This is a genomic window from Caldovatus aquaticus, assembly GCF_019458025.1.
GTDB lineage: Bacteria > Pseudomonadota > Alphaproteobacteria > Acetobacterales > Acetobacteraceae > Caldovatus > Caldovatus aquaticus.
Window position 1 is genome coordinate 20,933 of record NZ_JAHZUY010000045.1, and the last position, 6,892, is coordinate 27,824.

The 6,892-nt window shown below is 73.1% G+C and carries 7 protein-coding genes and 1 other RNA gene; 2 read left to right on the plus strand and 6 right to left on the minus strand.

What is annotated here, in order from left to right:
• Positions 1-29: 29 nt before the first annotated feature.
• Entirely contained in the window at positions 30-992 is a 963-nt protein-coding gene (locus K1J50_RS14045; protein ID WP_220118386.1) for an ATP-grasp domain-containing protein, read from the minus strand.
• A gap of 264 nt (positions 993-1,256) precedes the next feature.
• Between K1J50_RS14045 and K1J50_RS14050 the strand changes: the two genes are divergently transcribed.
• Complete coding sequence (locus K1J50_RS14050) at positions 1,257-2,189, plus strand: NAD(P)H-dependent flavin oxidoreductase (protein ID WP_220118387.1); 933 nt, start codon at positions 1,257-1,259, stop codon at positions 2,187-2,189.
• A 37-nt stretch (positions 2,190-2,226) separates the two neighbouring features.
• Here the strand turns inward: K1J50_RS14050 and K1J50_RS14055 are convergent, their stop codons facing one another.
• From K1J50_RS14055 to ssrA, 5 genes are all read right to left on the minus strand, one after another.
• The gene (locus K1J50_RS14055) at positions 2,227-2,634 is read right to left on the minus strand and encodes a RidA family protein (protein WP_220118388.1); all 408 of its coding nucleotides are present in this window, start codon (positions 2,632-2,634) and stop codon (positions 2,227-2,229) included.
• A 14-nt stretch (positions 2,635-2,648) separates the two neighbouring features.
• Positions 2,649-2,867, minus strand: a complete 219-nt coding sequence (locus K1J50_RS14060) for a hypothetical protein (RefSeq protein WP_220118389.1) — start codon at positions 2,865-2,867, stop codon at positions 2,649-2,651.
• A gap of 26 nt (positions 2,868-2,893) precedes the next feature.
• Entirely contained in the window at positions 2,894-4,558 is a 1,665-nt protein-coding gene (locus K1J50_RS14065) for a fumarate hydratase (protein WP_304502918.1), read from the minus strand.
• Positions 4,559-4,748: 190 nt separating this feature from the next.
• Positions 4,749-5,243 carry an SspB family protein gene (locus K1J50_RS14070; RefSeq protein ID WP_220118390.1) on the minus strand — a complete coding sequence of 165 codons (495 nt, stop codon included), beginning with the start codon at positions 5,241-5,243 and terminating at the stop codon, positions 4,749-4,751.
• A 77-nt stretch (positions 5,244-5,320) separates the two neighbouring features.
• Positions 5,321-5,650, minus strand: a transfer-messenger RNA (tmRNA) gene (gene ssrA, locus K1J50_RS14075).
• A gap of 11 nt (positions 5,651-5,661) precedes the next feature.
• Here ssrA and thyX point away from each other — a divergent pair.
• Entirely contained in the window at positions 5,662-6,603 is a 942-nt protein-coding gene (thyX, locus tag K1J50_RS14080; RefSeq protein WP_220118391.1) for an FAD-dependent thymidylate synthase, read from the plus strand.
• The last annotated feature ends 289 nt before the right edge of the window (positions 6,604-6,892 follow it).

Genomic DNA, 6,892 nt, shown 5'->3' on the forward strand with positions numbered 1-6,892 from the left:
GGCTGAAGTGCGGCTCCGGGGGCGGCGGATCAGGCGGCCGCGCGCGGCGCGCGCTCGCCCTGCAGCAGCGCGGTCAGGTAGCGCGCGATCGCGCCCATGCCGGAGACGCCGGCCGCGCGCTCGGCCTCCGGGTTGTAGTTGGTGTTGGTGTTGACGTCGTAGGCGAAGCTGCGGCCGTGCTCGTCGGTGACGAACTCGATGGCGCCGACGCCGATGCCGTTGGCGCGCAGGAACGCCTCCATGCGCGGCAGCAGCGGGTGGTCGAAGCCCTCGATCACGCGGAACCGCGCGCCGGGGGCGGAGGCGGGGCAGGCGGCGGCCGGCCCGGCCTGGCACTGGTCGGCCGGGCACAGCTCGAAGCCGGCGGAGGTGTCCACCCGCACCGCGTAGAGGAACCGTCCGCCGACGAACTCGGCGCGGACGATGCAGGGCTCGGGGGCGCGGATGTAGCGCTGCACCAGCCAGATGCCGTCGCGCGGCCGGGCGTGGGGGTCGTCGCTCGCGGCGAGCGCGGCGAGCGCGTCGCCGAGCTCCGCCGGGCCCGGCACCAGGCGCACGCCGAGGCCCTTGCCGGCGCGGTTGTGCTTGAGGATCAGCGGATAGCCGAGCCGTTCCGCCGCGTCCGGGATGTTCTCCTCGCCGATCACGGCGATGGTCTCGGGGGTGGGGATGCCGTGCGCGGCGAGCGCCTCGTACTGCGCCACCTTGCTCAGCTCGAGCTGCAGCGCGCGGCGGCCGTTCACCACCGTGCGGCCGTGGCGCTCGAGCATCTCGATCACCGCGGCGGCGTACTCGGGGGCGTAGGTGTGGCCGCGCGTGTGCGAGGAGGCGCTCATGCGGTTGTAGAACACCCCCCCGGGCGGCGGGCGCCGCAGGTCGAGCAGGCCGCGGTCGAGGAACCACTCCTCATGCGGCGTGCCGAGCGCGGCGAAGGCCTGGCGCAGCGGCTCCACCCAGGCGTCGTTCTCGTGCAGGACATAGACCTTGGTCATCGGGCGGCCTCTGGCGGGCGGCGCGCCGCCGGGCGCGCCTTCGCCGCCTAGAGAATATTTTTCCGCCAACTTGGCAACATCCTCCGGAGAGAAAGTATATTATTCTTCTTCTGCGGGATGTGATGCGGTTCCGTTCTCCCGGTGCGTGGTCGCGGGCGACGCCGTTGCCGCGCGGCTTTACGCCCGCGCCGGCGCCGGCGAGGATGGCCCCGCCCCCGCGCCGCTCCGGCCGGGGTCCGCCCGACCCGCACCCAGGACCCCGCCATGCCGCTTCCCGAAGCCCTGCAGGGCCGTCTGTCGCTGCCCGCGATCGCCGCGCCGATGTTCCTCGTCTCCGGGCCCGAGCTGGTGATCGAGGCCTGCAAGGCCGGCGTGCTCGGCACCTTCCCCAGCCTCAACCAGCGCACCACCGGGGGCTACGCGGAGTGGCTCGCGCGCATCCGCGAGGCGCTCGAAGCCTTCCCCGGCGCCGCGCCGTTCGGCGTCAACCTCATCGTCAACCGCACCAACGCGCGCCTCGAGCCCGACCTGAAGGCGACGGTCGAGGCCCGGGTGCCGCTCGTCATCACCTCGCTCGGCGCCAACGCCGAGGTGGTGCAGGCGGTGCACGGCTATGGCGGCCTGGTGTTCCACGACGTGATCACCATGCGCCATGCCGAGAAGGCGGCGGAGGCGGGGGTGGACGGCATCGTCGCGGTCTGCGCCGGCGCCGGCGGCCACGGCGGCACCTACAGCCCCTTCGCCTTCCTCGCCGAGCTGCGCGCCGCCTTCCCGCAGACGACGCTGATCCTCTCCGGCGCCATCACCAACGGCGCGCAGATCGCCGCCGCCAGGCTGCTCGGCGCCGACCTCGCCTACCTCGGCACGCGCTTCATCGCCACGCGCGAGAGCATGGCGCCGGACGCCTACAAGCGCATGGTGGTGGAGGCGAGCGGCGCGAAGGACATCGTCTACACCCCGGCCTTCAGCGGCGTGCACGGCAACTACCTGCGCGCCTCGATCGTCGCCGCGGGGCTCGACCCCGACAACCTGCCGCCCAGGCCCGAAGGCGGCTACGACCGCGAACGGCGCAAGGCCTGGAAGGACATCTGGTCCGCCGGCCAGGGCGTCGGCACGATCCGCGACATCCCGAGCGTCGCCGAGCTGTGCGCGCGGCTGCGCCGCGAATACCGCGAGGCGGCCGCCCGGCTGGCCTGAGCGCGCGCCCCCGCGCGCCGCGCCGGGTTCCCGCCCGCTACCCGGCCGCGGGTTCGGAGGGAGGGCGCGGGATGCGCGCCGTCGCCTCGATCTCGATGCGCATCTCCGGCGTCTGCAGCCCGGCGTGGATCAGGGTGGCGGCCGGCCGCGCCCGGCCGAGATGCCGCCGCACCACCGGCCAGCAGGCCGGCCAGTCGGCGCGGTCCGGCACGATGAACAGCACGCGCACCACGTCGTCCAGCGTGCAGCCCGCCTGCGCCAGCGCGGCGGCGATGTTGCGGAAGCACTGCTCCGCCTGCGCGGCCGCGTCCGGCGCGATGGTCATGGTCGCGTAGTCGTAGCCCGTGGTGCCGGAGACCCAGACATGGTCGCCCTCCACCACGGCGCGCGAATAGCCGATCTCCTCCTCGAAGCGGCTGCCGGAGGAGATCAGGCGGCGGGTCATGGCAGGCGCGCCCGTCAGCCCGGCGCGCACACTACGACCGCGACCGCGCCCTCCGGATCGGGCGAGGCGAGCAGCACCACGCGGCGGACCATCGCCACCCGCCCCGTGTCGTCGGCCAGTTCCATCCCGGGCTGCGGGATGACGGGCAGCTCCAGCACGCCGTTGTCGCGCGCCGGCTGCCCGACGCCGATGCCGTCCGCGTCGAACCAGATCCTCACCCGGTATCCGGCCATGGCCGTCGCCTCCTCGCTGAAGCGGGCTATTCCAGCCCGTCGTAGAAGTCGTTGCCCTTGTCGTCGATGACGATGAAGGCCGGGAAGTCCTTCACCTCGATGCGCCACACGGCCTCCATGCCGAGTTCGGGATACTCCAGCACCTCGACCTTGGTGATGCAGTCCCGGGCGAGCCGCGCCGCCGGGCCGCCGACCGAGCCGAGATAGAAGCCGCCGTACTTCCGGCACGCCTCCCGCACCGCGCGCGAGCGGTTGCCCTTGGCGAGCATCACCAGCGACCCGCCCGCCGCCTGGAACGCCTCGACGTAGGAATCCATGCGCCCGGCGGTGGTCGGCCCGAAGCTGCCCGTCGCGTAGCCCTGCGGCGTCTTGGCCGGGCCGGCGTAGTAGACCGGGTGGTCCTTGAGGTACTGCGGCAGGCCCTCGCCGCGGTCGAGCCGCTCCTGCAGCTTCGCATGGGCGATGTCGCGCGCCACCACCATCGGGCCGGTCAGCGAGACGCGCGTCTTCACCGGGTACCGCGAGAGCGTGGCGCGGATCTCGTCCATCGGCCGGTTGAGGTCGATCCGCACCACCTCGCCGCCGAGGATCTCCTCCGTCGCCTCCGGCAGGTACTTGGCCGGGTCGCGCTCCAGCTCCTCGAGGAACACGCCCTCCGGCGTGATCTTCGCCTTGATCTGCCGGTCGGCCGAGCAGGAGACGCCGATGCCGATCGGCAGGGACGCGCCGTGGCGCGGCAGGCGGATCACCCGCACGTCGTGGCAGAAGTACTTGCCGCCGAACTGCGCGCCGATGCCGAGGTTCTGCGTCAGCCTGTGGATCTCCGCCTCCAGCTCCGGGTCGCGGATGGCGTGCCCGGCCTTGCTGCCCCTGGTCGGCAGCGCATCGAGGTAGCGCGTGGAGGCGAGCTTCACCGTCTTCAGCGTCGCCTCGGCCGAGGTGCCGCCGATGACGATCGCCAGGTGGTAGGGCGGGCAGGCGGAGGTGCCGAGCGTCCTGATCTTCTCCTCGAGGAAGGCGAGCAGCTTCGGCTTGTTCAGCACCGCCCGCGTCTGCTGGTAGAGGAAGGTCTTGTTCGCCGACCCACCCCCCTTCAGCACGAACATCAGGTGGAACTCCTCGGCGTGGTGCTCGCCCGGAGCCGCCATGATGGAGAACTCCACCGGCAGGTTGTTGCCGGTGTTCACCTCCTCGAAGGTGGAGAGCGGCGCCATCTGCGAGTAGCGCAGGTTGGTCTCGGTGTAGGTGCGGTGGACGCCGAAGGAGATCGCCTCCTCCTCGTCGCCCTCCACCCAGACGCGCTGGCCCTTCTTGCCGAAGACGATGGCGGTGCCGGTGTCCTGGCACATCGGCAGCACCATGCCGGCGGCGATGTTGGCATTCTTCAGTAGGTCGAGCGCGACGAAGCGGTCGTTCGCCGAGGCCTCGGGGTCGTCGAGGATGGCGCGGAGCTGCGCGAGGTGCCCGGGCCGCAGCAGGTGCGAGGCGTCGCGGCAGGCCTGGAAGGCGAGTTCGGTCAACGCCTCGGGCCGGATCTTCAGCACCGTGCGGCCGTCGCAGCGCGTGGTGGAGACCCCGGCGACGTCGAGCCTGCGCCAGGGCGTGGTGTCCTTGCCCAGCGGGAACATCGGGCTGTAGAGGAAGCCCTGCGGCCGCGCGGCGGACGGCGCGGCGTCGAGCGGTGGGGTCATGGGCTGGCGTCTCCGCGGCGCGCGGCGCGGCGGCCAGGACCGGTGGCGGCCGACCGCGCTGGCGCTTCATCCTCGGCGCGGTCCTAGCGCACCGTTCGCGCGGCGCCAACCGCGGCGCCCCACTCCCGCCGCCCCCGGACGCTTCCTGCCGCCCCCGGCAGGGGTCGCCCGTCCGGCAGGCTGGCGGCGCCTACCCCTCCCGCGCCGGGCGGCGGCGGAAGGCGTCGAGGCGGACCACCTGCGGGGTCGGCGCGGCCTGCTCCTCCGGCGCACCGGCGGGCGCCGGCTCGTCCCCGGCCGGCTCGACCCGTGCCTCGAAGCGCAGGCCGTAGCGCACATGGGGGTCGGCGAAGGCGACCACGGCGGCGAAGGGCACGACGAGCGTCGCCGGCACCCCGCCGAAGGACAGGCCGACCGAGAAGCTGCCCGCGCGCCGGTCCACCTTGAGGTCCCAGAAGCGGTGCTGCAGGACGATGGTCATCTCCTGCGGATAGCGCGCCCGCAGGTGCCCCGGCATGGATACGCCCGGATGGTCGGTGCGGAAGGTCAGGTAGAAGTGGTGCTCGCCCGCCAGCCCGTGCGCGGCGGTATGCTCCAGCGCCCGCACCACGACCTCGCGGAGCGCATCCTCGGTCCAGCGGTCGTAGGGGAGGAGGCTCTGCGCCTGTCTCGCTTCTTCGCTCATACGCCCACCCTCGGCGCTCAACCTTAAGGCGAACCCGGCCGCCGGACAACACGAAAGATACGCCGATCACGCGGAGAAGTGGGGGGCTTCTGTTGCCCGGCGCCCCCCGGGCCGCGCTTACCTAGGGTCTAGGCAGCGAGCGCCACAGCCTCGCGGCTGTTGTCGTTGGCACTTGTGATTCGGCCCGATAACGGCGGAACCATGCCGGGCGAAGACGACCCCTTTACCACGCGCGTCGAGCCTGTTTCGCCCCCCTGAGGGCGGCGGGTGGACCCCGCCGCCGGGAACTGGTGGAGGCGCCGGGCACTGCCCCCGGGTCCGCAACGCTTATTCCGGGCCGCGTTTATCGCCATAGCCGCCGAGGCGGCGATCGGAATATAGGCGCAGCCGCGACGCGAATCGAGGGGGTGGGCGGGGCATGGCGCTGACCACGGAACAGCAGCAGGAGATCGAGGCCGCCCGGGCGGCCGAGCACCGAACCCGGCGGCCGACCGTTCCGGCGCTCGAGGCGATGCTGTTCCAGGCCATCCCGGTGCTGGACCACGGCTTCATCCGCGTCGTGGACTACATGGGCGACGATGCCGCGGTGGTGCAGGCGGCGCGCGTCTCCTACGGGCGCGGCACGCGAACGGCGAACGAGGACCGCGGCCTGATCCGCTACCTGATGCGCCACCGCCACACCACCCCCTTCGAGATGTGCGAGATCAAGTACCACGTGAAGCTGCCGATCTTCGTCGCCCGGCAGTGGATCCGCCACCGCACCGCCAACGTGAACGAGTACTCCGCCCGCTACTCGATCCTCGACCGCGAGTTCTACCTCCCCGCGCCCGAGCACCTCGCCGCCCAGTCCGCCGTCAACCGCCAGGGCCGCGGCGAGGTCCTGCAGGGCGCCGAGGCCGCGCAGGTGCTCGCCCTGCTGCGCGAGGACGCGGCGCGCAACTACGACCACTACCTGTGGATGCTGAACGAGGACGAGAGCGGGGCGCCGCGCGCCCCCGGGCGCCGCGGCTTGGCGCGCGAGCTTGCGCGCATGAACCTCACCCTCAACACCTACACCCAGTGGTACTGGAAGATAGACCTGCACAACCTGCTGCACTTCCTCGCGCTGCGCGCCGACCCGCACGCCCAGTACGAGATCCGCGCCTATGCGGAGGCGATGCTGGAGACGGTGAAGGCCTGGGTGCCGATGACCTTCGAGGCGTTCCGCGACTACCGCCTCGGCGCCGCGACCCTCTCGGCGCAGATGCTCGCCGCGGTCAGGCGCATGCTGGCCGGCGAGGCGGTGACGCAGGAGGCGAGCGGCCTGTCCCGGCGCGAGTGGCGCGAGCTGATGGCGGTCCTCGGCCGCGAGGGGAGCTGAGCCGGCCGGCCGCGCAGGCAGCGGACTCGCGCCGCGGCTCCGCCGGGGCACGGGACGCGCGCCGGACCGCCGCGCGCGGCCGCCCGCCTTGCGGCGCGGGCGCGTTGACGCGCCCCGCGCTGCCGCGCGATGCAGGCGTGCAGCGAGAGGGGAACGAAGGGGGGAGAGACGCGTGCCGATGCCACAGCCGCCGGGCCGGCCCGCGACCCTGCGGGGGCGCCGCGCCGGCACCGCCCGCCCGGCGCTGCCGGCGCGATGAGCCGCGCCGCGCCGACCACGGCGTCTCCCG